This window comes from Streptosporangium sp. NPDC053982 (assembly GCF_055585205.1).
Genome location: NZ_JBVJKQ010000011.1, coordinates 147,501 through 161,605, shown reverse-complemented (window position 1 = coordinate 161,605; position 14,105 = coordinate 147,501). Strand labels below are relative to the sequence as shown.

Annotated in this window: 11 protein-coding genes; 5 read left to right on the top strand and 6 right to left on the bottom strand. The window is 72.3% G+C overall.

Annotated features, from left to right (window positions below; translation table 11 throughout):
* Window position 1 precedes the first annotated feature (1 nt).
* From ACZ6W9_RS21395 to ACZ6W9_RS21385, 3 genes are all read left to right on the top strand, one after another.
* The gene (locus ACZ6W9_RS21395) at window positions 2-1,090 is read left to right on the top strand and encodes a glycosyltransferase (protein WP_362939832.1); all 1,089 of its coding nucleotides are present in this window, start codon (window positions 2-4) and stop codon (window positions 1,088-1,090) included.
* Between the two features lie 69 nt (window positions 1,091-1,159).
* A complete protein-coding gene (locus ACZ6W9_RS21390; RefSeq protein WP_470119215.1) occupies window positions 1,160-3,010 on the top strand; it encodes a DUF4434 domain-containing protein in 1,851 nt (616 codons plus the stop codon).
* A 19-nt stretch (window positions 3,011-3,029) separates the two neighbouring features.
* Entirely contained in the window at window positions 3,030-3,695 is a 666-nt protein-coding gene (locus tag ACZ6W9_RS21385; RefSeq protein ID WP_362939838.1) for an NUDIX hydrolase, read from the top strand.
* Between the two features lie 44 nt (window positions 3,696-3,739).
* On the opposite strand, the gene ACZ6W9_RS21380 is transcribed toward ACZ6W9_RS21385, so the two are convergent.
* On the bottom strand, window positions 3,740-4,366 hold the full coding sequence (locus ACZ6W9_RS21380) for a Uma2 family endonuclease (RefSeq protein ID WP_389966877.1): 627 nt from the start codon (window positions 4,364-4,366) through the stop codon (window positions 3,740-3,742).
* A 102-nt stretch (window positions 4,367-4,468) separates the two neighbouring features.
* Between ACZ6W9_RS21380 and hisC the strand changes: the two genes are divergently transcribed.
* The gene (gene hisC / locus ACZ6W9_RS21375; RefSeq protein WP_362939844.1) at window positions 4,469-5,530 is read left to right on the top strand and encodes a histidinol-phosphate transaminase; all 1,062 of its coding nucleotides are present in this window, start codon (window positions 4,469-4,471) and stop codon (window positions 5,528-5,530) included.
* An 80-nt stretch (window positions 5,531-5,610) separates the two neighbouring features.
* Here hisC and ACZ6W9_RS21370 read toward each other — a convergent pair whose 3' ends face one another.
* From ACZ6W9_RS21370 to purD, 5 genes are all read right to left on the bottom strand, one after another.
* Window positions 5,611-6,552 carry an EamA family transporter gene (locus tag ACZ6W9_RS21370; protein ID WP_389966871.1) on the bottom strand — a complete coding sequence of 314 codons (942 nt, stop codon included), beginning with the start codon at window positions 6,550-6,552 and terminating at the stop codon, window positions 5,611-5,613.
* A 589-nt stretch (window positions 6,553-7,141) separates the two neighbouring features.
* On the bottom strand, window positions 7,142-8,431 hold the full coding sequence (locus ACZ6W9_RS21365; protein WP_389966868.1) for a GTP cyclohydrolase IIa: 1,290 nt from the start codon (window positions 8,429-8,431) through the stop codon (window positions 7,142-7,144).
* 225 nt (window positions 8,432-8,656) lie between these two features.
* On the bottom strand, window positions 8,657-9,925 hold the full coding sequence (murA, locus tag ACZ6W9_RS21360) for a UDP-N-acetylglucosamine 1-carboxyvinyltransferase (protein ID WP_362939853.1): 1,269 nt from the start codon (window positions 9,923-9,925) through the stop codon (window positions 8,657-8,659).
* Window positions 9,926-10,132: 207 nt separating this feature from the next.
* Window positions 10,133-11,170, bottom strand: coding sequence for a hypothetical protein (locus ACZ6W9_RS21355; RefSeq protein ID WP_389966864.1), 1,038 nt, complete (start codon window positions 11,168-11,170; stop codon window positions 10,133-10,135).
* Between the two features lie 198 nt (window positions 11,171-11,368).
* The gene (purD, locus tag ACZ6W9_RS21350; protein WP_470119211.1) at window positions 11,369-12,601 is read right to left on the bottom strand and encodes a phosphoribosylamine--glycine ligase; all 1,233 of its coding nucleotides are present in this window, start codon (window positions 12,599-12,601) and stop codon (window positions 11,369-11,371) included.
* Window positions 12,602-12,965: 364 nt separating this feature from the next.
* On the opposite strand from purD, the gene corA reads away from it, so the two are divergent.
* On the top strand, window positions 12,966-14,087 hold the full coding sequence (gene corA, locus ACZ6W9_RS21345) for a magnesium/cobalt transporter CorA (RefSeq protein WP_389966859.1): 1,122 nt from the start codon (window positions 12,966-12,968) through the stop codon (window positions 14,085-14,087).
* Window positions 14,088-14,105: the final 18 nt, after the last annotated feature.

The window sequence follows — 14,105 nt, the reverse complement described above, 5'->3', positions numbered from 1 at the left end:
AGTGCACGTGCTCGTCATGACGGTGGTGCATCACCCCGAGGACGCCCGGATCCTGCACCGGCAGATCCGGGCGCTCGTCGATGCCGGTCATGAGGTCACGTACGCCGCGCCGTACACCGCGCGGGGCGTCATGGCCCGGTCGTGGGTGAACGGCGTCGACCTGCCCCGGGCGGCGGAGCGCAAGCGCCTGTCCGCCGTGCGCGCCGCCCGCAAGGTGTTCAAGCGGATGCGCGACCAGGTCGACCTGGTCGTGATCCACGACCCCGAGCTGCTGGTCGCGGTCGCGGGCGTGCGCGGACGCCCGCCGGTGGTCTGGGACGTCCACGAGGACACCCCGGCGACGCTGTCGCTGAAGCCCTGGCTGCCGGCGCTCCTGCGGCCCCCGGTACGGTTCCTGGCCCGCATGTTCGAGGGCGTGGCCGAGCGGCACCTGCACCTGCTGCTGGCCGAGCACGCCTACGCCGGCCGGTTCAGCCGCACCCACCTGGTCGTCCCGAACGAGACCTGGGTGCCCGACGCGGTGGCCGAGCCGGGCGACGACCGCGTCGTCTACCTCGGCTGGCTGTCGGAGGCGCGCGGGGTGCACGACGCCATCGAGGCGGCCCGGCTGCTGCGGCCGCACCGGGTGGCGGTCGAGCTGATCGGCTACGCCGACCCGCAGTCCCGCCCGGCGCTGAACGCGGCGGTGGCCGAGGGTGTGCTGGAGTGGCGCGACTTCATGCCGAACGACGAGGCGCTCAAGCGGCTCGACGGCGCGCTGGCCGGCCTGTCGCTCCTGCACGACGAGCCCAACTACCGCCACTCCATGCCGACGAAGATCGTGGAGTACATGGCCCACGGCGTTCCCGTCATCACCACGCCCTCGCCGCGCGCGGTGGAGCTGGTCGAACGCTACAACAGCGGTGTGGTCGTGCCCTGGAACGACCCGGGGGCGGTCGCCGAGGCCGTGCTGTTCCTCCGGAACGATCCCCGCGAACGGCATGCCCGGGGCGCCCGAGGGTATGCGGCGGCCCGTGCGAACCATCACTGGCCGAACTCCGCCCGCCGCTTCGTGGCCCAGCTGGAGGAGTGGGGCGGCGTCAAGAGCTGACCTCTTGTACGGGCTGTACGGCGAAATGGCTTACGTCCACCTGATCACGAGAACGGTAGTGTCCTGATCGTGCGCTGGTTCACGGCTCTGCTCGGCGTGGCGATCCTCGCGGCGGTGGCGGCGGTCGTCCTGGTCCTCCCCCGGACCGGCGGGAAGGCGACCGGCGACGGGACGCCGATCGCGTCGTCGTCGGTCCCCGCGCGGACCCCCTCGACCCCCGCCCCGAAGGCCGAGGAGTTCACCGATCCCTGTGGAACGTTCGACACCGCCGTGCCCACGCCGTACGCGGTGACCGGCTACTGGCTCATCCCCACGGCCGACCACTGCACCTGGCGGCGGCAGTTCTCCGCCATCCACCGGCTGGGCGGCGACACCGTGATCCGGATCGGCTGGGGCCTGCAGGCCCGCCGCGTCGACGACCAGGGCCGCGTCCTCGACAAGGCCGGCGAGGAGATCGACCCCCGCTACGAGCCGTGCGTGGAGGACGGGCTGTCCTGCGAGGCCGCGGCCGAGCGCGACCTCAAGGCCGCCAACCCCGGCAACCGGGTGAGCTGGACGTTCGTCTACCGCACCGACGAGGCGTTCGGCCCCGGCCTGTTCCGCTGCCCGGAGTTCGAGCGGAAGATCCCCGTCGGCAAGACCGTCTTCTACCGCCTCATCGTCAACGAGGACGGCAGCGACGACCCGACCTGCGACAACATCAGGGCCAAGGGCCGCGGCTACCACGTGATCCTGATCGCCGCGGCGGAGCAGGACAGCCTCACCGAACTGCTCGACCTCGGCGACCGGTTCGGGGTGAAGGTCTTCCCCGCCCTGCCGCTGGCCCCGCGCGACCCGGCGCAGCAGTCCCGGGCCGCCAGGCAGGGCACGAACACCCTGACCACCCTCACCCGGCGCATCCTGCAGGACTACGGTGACCGCTTCGGCGACCGGACCTCGCTGGGCGGTTTCTACCAGCCGTTCGAGGTGCAGATGCGCGACATGCGCTACTCGGGGTCCAACGACCCCGAGGAGGCGGCGAAGGACCATCCGACGCTGCGGGTCTACGCCTCCCAGCACGAGATCGTCGAGCAGGAGATGCCGGGAAGGCCCATCCTCGTCAGCCCCTACCTCGACGCCCGCAAGAGGCTTCCGATCAGCGCCACGCCCAAGGAGGTCGCCCGGGGGTTCGAGGCGCTCGCCAGGACCGGGGTGGGCATCATCGCGCCGCAGGACAGCCGCGGCACCGGCAAGGTCGGGCTGTTCTGGCCCGACGAGCGCGACGAGAAGGTGGACGAGCGGCTGCGCCCGGTCGTCGGGGAGGCCGACAACGGCACCGCCTACCACGGCTCGACCCGCGACTACTACCGGGAGATGTCCGCGGCCCGCGACCGGATGGCCGAGCAGGGTCACGACGTGCAGCTGTGGGCCAACGTGGAGGCGTTCGAGCCGTCGAAGGGCGAGCCCTGCGAGGTGCGGACCGGCAGCCGCGGCCGTACCGACAAGAAGCGGCTCGACGCGGCGGTGACCCAGGTCGGCCGCTACGTCTCCAAGGTCGTCTCCTACATGTGGAGCGACTTCTTCACCTGCGGTTCGCCGTCGCTGTCGGAGGAGATCACCCGAGACTGGAACCGGCCCATCCCGGTGGACGCCGTCCGCCGGCCGCGCGACATCCAGGACGGCGTGGAGATCCGGGGCTACAACCTGCCGATGGGCGCGAAGGTCACCCTGAAGTGGGAGGGGCAGGAGACCCCCAAGGTCGTCGAGGTGGCCGGGGTGAACCTCAACCCGCCCCCGCCGGACCAGCCCGCCCGGATGGAGACGGCGTGGGTCCCCTTCGACTGGACCCAGGTGCCGCCCGGCCAGTGGGTCGAGATCGAGGTCACCGCCCCCGACGGACGGCCCGCCGCCGAGGCGCTGCACGTCCGCGTCGCCCTCTGACCGGTGTAACGTGCCTGACATGGTTCCGCGCATTCCCGTCAGCGTGGATCTGGTCGTCCTCACGGTGCGCTGCCAGGCGCTGAGCGCGCTCGTCTGGCGCCGCGACAGGCCCCCCTACGAAGGACGCTGGGCCCTGTCCGGCGGATTCATCCAGCTCGACGAGGACCTCCCGGCCGCCGCTGCGCGGATCCTCGCCGAACGGGCCGGTCTGCCCGGCGCCCCGGTCCACCTGGAGCAGCTCCAGACCTACGGCTACCCCGACCGCGACCCGCGTCAGCGCGTGCTGAGCGTCGCCTACCTCGGCCTCGCCCCCGACCTGCCGGCCTCCACCGAGGCGCACATGAGCTGGGAGCCCGTCTCCTCGCTGTGCGACATGGCCTTCGACCACCGGCGCATCATGGTCGACGGGATCGAGCGCGCCCGCAGCAAGCTGGAGTACACCCCGCTGGGCGCGGCGTTCTGCCCCCCGGAGTTCACCGTCGCCGAGCTGCGCCGGGTCTACGAGATCGTCTGGGGCCGCCCGCTGGACCCGCGCAACTTCCACCGGAAGGTCACCCGGGCCGAGGGCTTCCTGGTGCCGACCGGCCGCACGACCACCCGCGACGGCGGCCGCCCCGCCAAGCTCTACCGCCGCGGCCCGGCGACGCTGCTGCACCCCCCGATGCTCCGCTCCCTGAAGGACTGACCACGACGGCTTCCTGAAGTGACCCCTCCGGAAGACCACGGGGCTCAACGTTTGACGATGGCCGCCAGGTCGATGTCGATCTCGAAGGGAAGACTCAGCCTGAGCCGGTCACGATGGGAGCCCGTGAGGGTGTAGGCGCGCGTTGCGGGGTTGAGCTGGTGGACGTGAACGGTGGGCTGGCCGTCTTCGTACTCCACCCGCCAGAAGTGGGGGATGCCGGCCTCCGCGTACAGCTGGGGCTTCCTGTTGCGGTCCCGCTCCGCAGACTCCGCCGAGACCACTTCGACGGCCAGGAGCACGTCCGACGCCTCGTAGAAGGTCCGCATCATGTCGGAGGCCGCGTGCGCGTGGAGCACCACGATGTCGGGCTCGGGCCGCTGGCGCTCGCCCAGCTTCAACGTCATCTCCCTCTCCACCCGGAGGTGGTCGGGAGCCGCCTGATCCAGCTCCTTCTGCAGAGCGAAGATCATGACGGCGTGGAAGCGGGTCTGGGGGCTCACGAAGACGAGAGTGCCATCGATCAGCTCGGTGTGCGGGGGGATTCCCCTGAGCCGGTCCAGGTCATCGGCGGTGAAGCCCCCCGTGGGCGGGATCACCCAGGAGGGCAGGGGCTCCGTTTCGGATACGTCGGCATCGGAGGTCTCGGCCACGTGCGGCGGTGCGATGCTCATGTCGTCCTCCCGGTCGGGCAAGCCTCTCACCTCCAGTGTTCCAGGATCATGCCCCGTGCGCCCGCCGTTCTCCCGTCCGGGCGATCCTCCTAAAGTAAGAGCATGCCTCGTTTCCGCGCCATCCTGGACACCATGCCCGCCTACAAGGCGGGCAAGGCCGTCGTGTCACCCGACGGCCGGTCCTACAAGCTGTCCTCGAACGAATCCCCCTACGAGCCGCTGCCTTCGGTGGTCGAGGCCATCGCCAAGGCGGCCACGGAGATCCACCGCTACCCCGACCCGGCCGCCGCCGGCCTGACCGGCGCCCTGGCCGAGCGGTACGGCGTGCCGCCGGAGCACGTCGCGCTCGGCGGCGGCTCGGTGGCGGTGGCCCAGCAGCTCTTCGAGACCGTGGGCGAGCCGGGCGCCGAGGTGGTCTACGCCTGGCGGTCGTTCGAGGCGTACCCGCTGCTGGCCGACCTCGCCGGGACGACCTCGGTGCGGGTCCCGCTGGCGGGTGAGACGCACGACCTGGACGCCCTGGCCGAGGCGATCACCCCGCGGACCCGCATGGTGCTCGTCTGCAACCCCAACAACCCCACCGGCACGGTCGTCCACTCGGCCGAGCTGGAGGCGTTCCTGGACCGCGTCCCCGAGGACGTGCTGGTCATCCTCGACGAGGCGTACCGCGAGTACGTCAGGGACGCCGACGTGCCAGACGGCCTCTCCTACTACCGCTCCCGGCCCAACGTCGCGGTGCTGCGCACGTTCTCCAAGGCGTACGGCCTGGCCGGGCTCCGGGTGGGCTACCTTATCGCCGACGAGCCGGTGGCCTCCGCCGTGCGCAAGACGATGGTGCCCTTCGCGGTCAGCCATCTCGCGCAGGCCGCCGCGGTCGCCTCGCTCGCGGCCGAGGACGAGCTGCTGGAGCGGGTGGACGCCGTGGTCAAGGAGCGCACCCGGGTCCGCGAGAGCCTGATCGGCCAGGGCTGGGAGGTGCCCGTCACCGAGGCCAACTTCGTCTGGCTCCGCCTGGGCGAGCGCACCACGGCCTTCGCCGAGGCCTGCGCGGCCGAGGGCGTGGCGGTGCGCCCGTTCGCCGGGGAGGGGGCGCGGATCTCCATCGGCTCCCCCGACGCCAACGACACCTTCCTCGCCGCCGCCGAGGCGTTCCGGAGCGCCTGACGGCCCGCCGCGGGCCCGCGCCGCCGGGCCCGCGACGGGTCCGCGGGTACGGCCCCGCCCCGGCGTGCCGCCGGGTTCACCTACACGGCCGCCGGTTCCTCCTCGACGGCCGCCGGCGTCCGGCCGCGGCGCTCGGTGGAGACCACCAGGGCCACGCCCAGGACGATCACCAGGCCCGCCACGAGCATCGGGACGGTGACCACCTCTCCCACGATGATCGCGCCCAGGGCGACCGCCACCGCCGGGTTGACGTAGGCGTAGGTGGAGACCAGTGAGATCGGGGCGTTGCCCAGCAGCCAGACGTAGGCCGTGAAGCCCACCAGGGAGCCCATCGCGACCAGGTAGGCCAGCCCCGCCCAGGACGTCCCGGAGACGGCCCCGAAGTCCACGCGCTCGCCGACGGCGAGGGCGGTCAGCACCAGCCCGGTGCCGCCCGCGGCCATCTCGACCGCGCTCGCGGCGAAGGGGTCGGCGGGCATCGGGATCCTGGCCGACAGGAACGAGCCGATCGACCACGACAGCGACGCCAGCAGGATGACGGCGATCCCCGTGCCGTCGCTGTGGCCGCCCCCGCCGGTCAGCGACAGCCCGGCCACCCCGGCGAACCCCAGCAGCACCCCGGCGAGCGTCAGCGCCCGCGGCCGGTCCCTGGCGACGAGCCGCAGGACGACCAGCCACAGCGGCACCGAGGCGACCAGCAGCGCGGCCAGCCCGCTGGAGATGTGCTGCTCGGCGACGGCGACCATGCCGTTGCCGCCGTTCAGCAGCAGCAGCCCCACCAGCGCGGCCCCACCGGCCTCCTTGGCGGTCATCCGGAAGGCCCGCCGTCCCCGCAGGGCGAGCACCGCGAGGGCCAGGATCGGGGAGGCGAGCAGGAAGCGCATCGCGCCGCTGCTGAGCGGTGGGATCGTCTCGATCGCGAACCTGATCCCCAGGTAGGTGGAGCCCCACACGACGTACACGATCGCCAGCGCTCCCCACACGAGGAGCGGCCGGGGGCTGACAGCAGTGTCACGGCTCATGACTCATGACAATAGCCTCTGTGGCCGATCGTCACATCGCATATTTCAGACATTCATGTCATATGTTTCGGACACCGAGCCGGGCGGGGGGTGAGCCATCGGGTCGGGAGTGAACCGCCGGATCCGGGGAAGCCGGGAAGGGAGCCACCGGCTCCGGGACCACCGGACGGGAGCAGGGGGCGGGAGCGCCGGATCCGGGGAAGCCCGGAAACCGGGCGGTGGACCGCCGGCTCCGGGACCACCGGACGGGAGCGCCGGGCAGGGCCGCCGGACGGGAGCGCCGGGCAGGACCACCGGACGGGAGCGCCGGGCAGGACCACCGGAGCCCGGGAAGCCGCCGGGCGCGGAAGGGAGCCGCCGGCCTGGGGGGTGAACCGCGGAGCCCGGGGGCCCCGCCGTACGAGGGCGGGGCCACCCGGCCGCGGAAGGCCGCGAGGGGCTCGGTGACCGCACGGCGGCCGTTCCACGGTCGCCTCGGTGATCGCTCGCTGACCGGGCAGCGGCCGGTCGGCGGACGCCTCGGTGGCCGCTCGGCGAACCGCACGGCGGTCGATCGGTGGCCGTGCCGGTGGCCACCTCAGTGGCCGCCTCAGTGGCCGCCGAGCTTCTCCACGATCAGCCGGTACAGCTGGCGGGGCCGGCCCGGCTGGGGGGTGCGGTTCGGCGGAAGCGGCCACGCGAGTCCCTCGTCCACCAGCGTGCGCAGCAACCGCCGTGCCGTCCTCGGGGTGACGCCGAGCATCTTGCCCGCGCTCTCGGCGTCCACCACCGTGTCCCCGCCCTCCAGCTTGGCCGCCAGCCTGGCCAGCACCTCCACGCCCTTCGGCTTGAGCTGCCCGCCGCCCTGGGGAGGCATCCTCGGCGCCGGGACCAGCGCCCGGCCCTCGCGGTCCACCGCGAAGCCCTGCGCCTGCTTGCCCGCCTGCGTGCGCGCCATGGCCGCGCGGGCATGGGACTCGGCGTCGTGGGCGGTACGGCCCATGCCGACCCCCACCTCCACCGCCAGACCCAGCTCCTCCCGGACCCGCGCCGCGAACGGCAGGACCCGGAACCCCTCGGTGGCCGTGGCCACCGAACCCCGTGTCGCGGTCACCATGTAGCTGTGGTCGTCGACCGGGGTCACCGCGGCGTTGATCCGGTTGGCCTCCTGCACCAGCAACCGGTGCAGCGACAGCCGCAGCTCGTCCCGCCAGTGGCGCGGCGCGGCCCGGCGGACCGGCTCACGCAGCGTGGGCACCTCCACCAGGATCACGGTGAGCTGCGACTCCTCCAGCCGGTGGTGGGCGCCCAGCAGGGTCGCGGTGTGCAGCGCCGTACGGATCGCCGCGGAGGTCGGGCGGATCCTTATCGCCGGCACCCCGACCGCCTGCAGGCGGTCGGCCACCGCGGGCAGGCACGTCAGCGCGCCGCTGCTGAGGCCCTGGCGGACGAGGCGCTCGTGGAAGGCCGTGATCGTCCCGGTGGCCCCGGGCTCGTCACGGCTGTGCACCTCGCCGGCGGGCAGGCCCAGGTCGGCGTAGGCCTCCTCGACGTCGGCGCGGCCCAACACGTCCACACTGACCCGCCGCGGGTCGATCCGCTCGTCCAGCGCCGCCCTCGCCAGCGCGGCGATCAGGGCGGCGCCGCCGAGCTGCACGTACGTCGCGGGCATCGTCAGCACCCCCGAACGCCGGGCCAGGTCGTAGGGGACGGGGCTGGCGAACAGGCAGGCGTCCACCCCCGCCCCCAGGCGATTGACCTTGTCGGAGGCCTCCTGCTCGTCCCGGTACGCAGCGGCTACCAGGCGACAGGGCAGCGGGGCCGCCGCGTGTCCCATCAACATCACTCGCTCGACGAGGTCATGGGGTCCCACGACACCGATAGTTAGGTCCGGTGTCATGGCACCCGGGCGTGACACTCGTGGAGCTTCTTCAGCCCGCTCGACCAATGTTCGTCCCATCATGCCATCCGTTTGTTTCGGCTCTCTTTTGGAACGATCGCTTGTGAAGGCCGTAATGTCACGCCTGATTTGATGTCAATTCTGGAGGCAAGTTCGGGGCTAAACCCCTTACTTCCGCCGTTTACACAGGTCATCCTGGCTTCAGGGGAGGTGCGAACCCGGCGATTACGCGGGAGAAATCTCCCGGGTCACATCGCCGCCCAGGGCCTGCATACGGTCGGCGAGATATGAGTGGCCGCGGTCGATGAGATATCCCGATTCGATGACGGTCTCTCCTTCGGCGGCCAGACCGGCGAGCACGAGGGCGATTCCCGAACGGAGGTCGTGTGCCGTCACCGACGTTCCGGTCAGCGGAGTGGCGCCGCGGACGACCGCGCTGTTCTCCTTGACCTCGATGTCGGCGCCCATCTTGTTCAGTTCGGAGGCGAGCGCGAACCGGCCGTCGAAAATGCGCTCGTGAATGTAGCTGGCGCCGTCGGCGAGACAGGCGACCGTCATGATCGGCGACTGGAGGTCGGTGGCGAAGCCGGGATAGGTGTCGGTGATGACGTTGATCGGGCGCAGCGGGCGGTCCCGGCGCACGTGGAGGACGGCGCCGTGGTCGGCGAACTCCACCCCCATCTGCTCCAGCTTGTAGCGGACCACGCCGAGGTGGTCGAGGTCGGCGCCGACCAGGTTGACCTCGCCGCCCGTGATGGCCGCCGCCATGGCGAACACGCCCGCGTCGAGACGGTCGGGCATCACGGTGTGCTCGACGGCCTGCAGCTCCTCCACGCCCTCGACGGTGATGAAGCCGGTCCCGCCGCCGCTGATCTTCGCGCCCATCCGGGTCAGCATGTCGATCACGTCGAGGACCTCGGGCTCCAGCGCCGCGTTCTCGATCACGGTGGTGCCGCGCCCGAGGACGCCCGCCATGATGAGGTTCTCGGTGCCGGTGTGCGAGGGGGTGTCGAGGTAGAGGGTGGCGCCGGTGAAGCCGGCGGCCTTGACGTGGATGACGGCGTCGCCCTCGTCCACCACCGCGCCGAGGCGCTTGTAGCCCAGGTAGTGGAAGTCGAGGTTGCGGCTGCCGAGGTTGCACCCGCCGACGCCCTCGATGATCGCCTCGCCGAGGCGGTGCAGCAGCGCGGGCACGAACAGCACCGAGCCGCGGAAGCGGCGGGCGATCTCCGCGGGCAGCACCGGGCTCTTCAGCGTGGAGGCGTCGATGACGAGCGTCCGCTCCGCCTCGTGGAGCTCGACCTTGGCGCCGATCGCCTCGGCCAGTTCGACCGCGCGGCGGACGTCCTCGATGATCGGCACGTTGCGCAGAACGGTCCGGCCCTTGGCCGCCAGGAGCGCGGCGCCGATCATGGGGAGGACGGCGTTCTTGGCACCCTGGATGAAGGCGGTTCCACGGAGGGGATTGCCACCGCGCACGCGGTAACGGACCATTCGTAATGCTCCTTGCAAGTGGGGCGGTTGTACGTCTACGGCGAAGCGCGACAGCCGGGGCGGCTACCGGCCAACAGTAGCCGCTGGATGTCCCTGAACAGGCCGCTTCGTGCGGGAACTACCCCTCGAACGGCCGAACAGTCGGAAGGCGCGGACCGGGGTGGCGGTCACGCGTCCGCCGGGCGGTCCCGGGGGGAACGATTTTATTCATCCGGCCCGTGTCCCCCGCGCCGCGGGGGTCAGCGGGGAGGCGGCGGACAGCAGGGTGTCGGCGCGCTGGTCGACGAAACGGGTGACGATCTGCTGGCCGTACCCGAACGCCATGGCCCACACCAGGATCGCCGGCTGTGAGCCGAGCCCGGCGAAACCGGGGACGAAGCCGGAGTTCAGGATCAGCAGGCCGAGCACGGCGGTGGCGACCCCGGCCGGCGCCTTGAGGAGGTTCTGCACCACGGCCAGCGAGTAACGGGTGGACTGCTCCGACCGGGTGGACAGCGAGGCCGCGGTGGCCAGCGCCGCGCCCAGCATCCCGACCAGGGCGACGAGGGGGACGTCGCCGTGGCCCGGACTGCGCCCGCCGGTCGGGCAGATCTGCGCGGGCATCAGCCCCTGCGCCTGGATCACCGCCTGGTTCCCGCACATCGGGACGACGTCGGGCCAGATCGCGCCGACGGCCACCAGTCCCAGCACGAGCAGGGAGAGCATCACCACCCCGGCGAGCAGCAGGTTGCGGAAGCTGCGGACCCGCCCGGTCTCCATGGCCTGCGCGGTGTAGGCGGCGCGCAGCACCGACTGCATCAGCGGCCTGTCGTCCTCGCCCAGGTCGCCGGCGGCGAGCCTGGCCTGCAGGTGCACGAGGCGGGGGTCGTCGGCGGGGAGGTAGGCCCGGCCGATCGCCACCACCTCCGGGCACCTGCCGCACAGCTCCACCGTGGGCAGCACGCCGTACAGCATGACGGTCGCGCTGTTGATGTTGGACCAGGCGCCCTCGATGGCCTGGCCGGTCAGCCAGCGCCGCAGCCCGTGCCTGCTGCGGGCGTAGGTCTCCGCGCGGGCCAGGTGGGTGCCGATGCCCTCGCCGACCGAGACGAGCTGGCCCGCCTCGTCGCGCAGGGTCAGGGCGCGCTCGGCGTCGGCCCTGATCTCCTCGCTGCGCGTGGCGACGTACACCCGCCAGGTGCCCGGCCATCGCAGCACGCCGGTGTCGCCGATCCGTTCGAGCGACACCGGGGAGTCGAGCGTCATCGTTCCTCCGGGGGGCGGAAGGGACACGGCGGGACGGGCGGCACCTGCCCCCTGCTCATCGGGGCATGCCTCCTCCACGCTACGTCTCCCGCGCCCCCGCGGCCCCGTCGCGGCACCTCCGGCGTGTCCCGCGGACGTCCGTGCCGGCCGTACGGGGAGCGGAGCCGCGGGACGGGCCCGGGGCGCCGCGCCCGCGGATCAGAGGGCGCGCGACGCGATGTCGGTGCGGTGGTGCGAGCCGCGCATCCGGACGCGGCCGACCGCCTCGTAGGCCGCCGCGCGCGCCGCCGCCACGTCGGGACCGGTGCCGACCACGCTGAGCACCCGCCCGCCGCTGGAGACGACGCGGTCGCCGTCGGCGGCCGTCCCGGAGTGCAGCACGTAGGCGTCCCCGCCGACGTCGGCGAGCCCCTCGATCACGTCGCCCCTCACCGGGTCGCCGGGGTAGTTCTCCGCCGCGACGACCACGGTCACCGCGGCGCCCCCGCGCCACGACAGCGGCCCGAAGCCGTCCAGCGTGCCGTTCGCGCAGGCCAGCAGCAGCCGGCCCAGCGGCGTGGCGAGCCGGTCGAGCACCACCTGGGTCTCCGGGTCGCCGAACCGCGCGTTGAACTCGATGACCTTCGGCCCGCCGGCGGTGAGGGCGAGGCCCACGAACAGCACCCCGGTGTACGGCGTGCCGCGCCGGGCCAGCTCGGCGACCGTCGGGACGACGGTCTCGGCCATCACCCGCTCCGCGAGGTCCGCGGGCGCCCACGGCAGCGGCGTGTAGGCGCCCATGCCGCCGGTGTTGGGCCCCTCGTCGCCGTCGTAGGCGCGCTTGTGGTCCTGGGCGGGCTGGAGCGGCACGGCCGTGGAGCCGTCGCACAGGGCGAACAGCGACACCTCGGGGCCGTCGAGGAACTCCTCGACGACGACCCGTCCGCAGGCGGCGGCGTGCCGCAGCGCCTCGTCGCGGTCATCGGTGACGACCACGCCCTTGCCCGCCGCGAGCCCGTCGTCCTTGACCACGTACGGCGCGCCGAACTCGTCGAGCGCCGCGGCGGTCTCCTCCGGCGTGACGCAGGTGCGCGAGCGTGCGGTGGGCACGCCCGCCGCGGCCATGACCTCCTTGGCGAACGCCTTGGACCCCTCGATCCTGGCCGCCTGGGCCGACGGGCCGAAGCAGGGGACACCCGCAGCCCGGACCGCGTCGGCCACCCCGGCGACCAGCGGCGCCTCCGGGCCCACCACCACCAGGTCGGCCTCCAGCTCCACGGCCAGCCCGGCGACCCGCTCCGGGTCGGCCGGGGCCACCGCGTGGAGGGTCGCCACCCGCGCGATGCCCGCGTTTCCGGGAGCGCAGTGGACCTCGGTTACCTCGGGATCCGCCGCCAGCGCCCGGCACAGGGCGTGCTCGCGCCCGCCGGAACCAATCACAAGAACGCGCACGTGCGAGAGCCTATCGGTCCCCCGCGGGGCGGCGGTCCTCCCGGTTCGGCGGACGGCCGTCGCGGCCGGGAGTATCCTGGAGGGCATCCGACTTCTGTGCTAGGTTTGGCCGGCTTTGCCTCTCTCAGGGTGATTGGAGGTGGTTGGGGATGTCCTCTGGCGATCCCAGCAGTACGTGCACGCGCACGGCTTCGGTGCGCACCCTCGACCACTCCGCATCATTGCCCGGCGGGCACCGCGCGCCTCTCTCTTAGAACCGAGCCCTGAACCCTCCTGGAAGAGGGTCTCTCGGAAGCGAGTCTCCTGGAACCGAGGTGACATCGCGTCGCGCGCGAACGGCCCGGGCCGGGCGGGAAGGCCTGCCATGCGCTCCTCGCTTCTCTTTCCCCGGATCAAGCACGCCCGCGTCGTACGGGTGCCGCACGCCTCCGCCGGAGCCTCCTCCCGCGTCAGGACCGTCGGCCGGTGCGTCCCGCCCAGCGACTCGCTGGTCGAGTACGCCGCCTACATCGACGGCGAGAAGATCCACGCGCTGGGCATCCCCGACGCCCTGGAGATCGTCCGCCGGCACAACGCGTCCGCGGAGAACGGCAACGCGTTCGTCTGGGTGGGACTGCACGAGCCCGACGCCCCCGAGGTCGAGTGGCTGGCGGAGGTCTTCGCCCTGCACCCGCTCGCCGTCGAGGACGCCGTCAAGGCCCACCAGCGCCCCAAGGTCGAGCGGTACGGCGACTCGCTGTTCATGGTCCTGAAGACCGTCGCCTACCTCGACCACGACGTGCTCACCGCCACCAGCGAGATCATCGAGACCGGCGAGATCATGATGTTCGTCGGGCCCGACTTCGTGGTGACCGTACGGCACGGCGGGCTCTGCCCGCTGTCGGTGGTCCGCGAGCGCCTGGAGGGCGACCCCCGGCTCCTCGACCGCGGCCCGACCGGCGTGCTGCACGCGATCGCCGACCACGTCGTGGACAAGTACCTCACCGTGGCGGACCTGATGCAGGCCGAGCTGGAGGACGTCGAGGCCATGGTCTTCGCCGACGTCAGCGCCCGCGACATCGGCCGCATCTACAACCTCAAGCGCGAGATGATCGAGATGAAGCGGTCCGTCACCCCGCTCCAGTCGCCCATGTCGTCACTGGCCCAGCGCCGCATGATCCCCTCGGAGATGCGGGAGTACTTCCGCGACGTCGTCGACCACCTGGCCCGCGTCTGCGAGCAGGTCGAGTCGTCCAACGAACTGTGCAACTCGATCCTCCAGGCGGCCCTGGCCCGCTCGAACGCCCTCGCCAACGAGGACATGCGGAAGATCTCCGCGTGGGTGGCGATCATGGCGGTCCCGACGATGATCGCCGGCATCTACGGCATGAACTTCACCCACATGCCGGAGATCAACTCCGTCTTCGGCTACCCGCTGGTGCTCGCCGTGATGGTCGTCGCCTGCTCGCTGCTCTACCGGGGCTTCCGCCGCAACGGCTGGATGTAGCGCCCGCCGGACCTGTGG

Bases quoted from the DNA above. Each gene is read 5' to 3' on its own strand.
- ACZ6W9_RS21385 (WP_362939838.1), top strand. From the start codon at position 3,030: ATGGTTCCGCGCATTCCCGTCAGCGTGGATCTGGTCGTCCTCACGGTG.
- ACZ6W9_RS21380 (WP_389966877.1), bottom strand. From the start codon at position 4,366: ATGAGCATCGCACCGCCGCACGTGGCCGAGACCTCCGATGCCGACGTA.
- hisC (WP_362939844.1), top strand. From the start codon at position 4,469: ATGCCTCGTTTCCGCGCCATCCTGGACACCATGCCCGCCTACAAGGCG.
- ACZ6W9_RS21370 (WP_389966871.1), bottom strand. From the start codon at position 6,552: ATGAGCCGTGACACTGCTGTCAGCCCCCGGCCGCTCCTCGTGTGGGGA.
- ACZ6W9_RS21365 (WP_389966868.1), bottom strand. From the start codon at position 8,431: ATGACACCGGACCTAACTATCGGTGTCGTGGGACCCCATGACCTCGTC.
- murA (WP_362939853.1), bottom strand. From the start codon at position 9,925: ATGGTCCGTTACCGCGTGCGCGGTGGCAATCCCCTCCGTGGAACCGCC.
- ACZ6W9_RS21355 (WP_389966864.1), bottom strand. From the start codon at position 11,170: ATGACGCTCGACTCCCCGGTGTCGCTCGAACGGATCGGCGACACCGGC.
- corA (WP_389966859.1), top strand. From the start codon at position 12,966: ATGCGCTCCTCGCTTCTCTTTCCCCGGATCAAGCACGCCCGCGTCGTA.